The organism is Psychrobacter sp. 1Y4 (genome assembly GCF_051847555.1).
In genome coordinates, this window is record NZ_JBPYDE010000590.1 from 1 (window position 1) to 689 (window position 689).

The 689-nt window shown below is 45.3% G+C and carries 1 protein-coding gene; it reads left to right on the forward strand.

From position 1 onward, the window contains the following. A partial coding sequence (gene folP, locus ACS8FC_RS17760) for a dihydropteroate synthase (RefSeq protein WP_439297763.1) occupies positions 1-689 on the forward strand: 689 nt, incomplete at both ends.

Sequence of the window (689 nt, forward strand, 5' to 3'; positions counted from 1 at the left end):
TTACCCAACTATCAAGTATCGAGCCGCAATAAAACCTTGAATTTGTCTGAGCCACATATCATGGGTATCTTGAATGTAACGCCAGATTCATTCTCGGATGGTGGGCAGTTCAATGCGGTAGAGAGTGCCGTTGCTCATTGTCAGCAGATGATGGATAAGGGTGCTAATATTATTGATATCGGCGGTGAATCTACTCGCCCCAATGCAGATGCTGTAGCGACTACTGAAGAGCTACAACGGGTTGTACCAGTGGTACAAGCTATACGACAGCATTGTGGAGATGATATTTGGTTATCTATTGATACTAGCAGTCCTGAAGTCATGCAGGCAGCTTTTGATGAAGGTGCTGATATTTGGAACGATGTCAGGGCGTTAAAACGTACTGGCGCTGCAGAACTGGCCGCTAGCCTTGATATTCCTGTCATGTTAATGCACATGCGCGGTGAGCCGACGACGATGAACAATCTGGCACAGTATGACAATGTGATTGATGACGTGAGCACAGAACTGACTGCACGTATTGAAGAGGTAACGCGCCTTGGTGTTAAGCAGGAAAACATTATTATTGATCCAGGCTTTGGGTTTGCCAAAAACTATGAGCATCATTGTGCCTTGTTAAGTCAGTTAGATAGCCTACAGGCATTGGGTTTGCCAATGATGTTCGGTATTTCACGTAAACGCTTTTTGGC